Source organism: Leclercia tamurae, assembly GCF_025566055.1.
GTDB lineage: Bacteria > Pseudomonadota > Gammaproteobacteria > Enterobacterales > Enterobacteriaceae > Enterobacter > Enterobacter tamurae.
In genome coordinates this window covers 1-262 of sequence record NZ_JAMHKS010000021.1, presented here as the reverse complement: position 1 = coordinate 262, position 262 = coordinate 1, and the positions used below count along the sequence as shown (strand labels likewise).

Here is a 262-nt window from a genome sequence, read left to right as displayed (position 1 = left end):
ACAGACAGCCAGGATGTTGGCTTAGAAGCAGCCATCATTTAAAGAAAGCGTAATAGCTCACTGGTCGAGTCGGCCTGCGCGGAAGATGTAACGGGGCTAAACCATGCACCGAAGCTGCGGCAGCGACGCTTATGCGTTGTTGGGTAGGGGAGCGTTCTGTAAGCCGTCGAAGGTGGCCTGTGAGGGCTGCTGGAGGTATCAGAAGTGCGAATGCTGACATAAGTAACGATAAAGCGGGTGAAAAACCCGCTCGCCGGAAGAC

1 rRNA gene is annotated in these 262 nt (G+C 54.6%); it reads left to right on the top strand.

What is annotated here, in order from left to right:
• Positions 1-262 (top strand): 23S ribosomal RNA (locus M8318_RS00095); the annotation flags it as partial.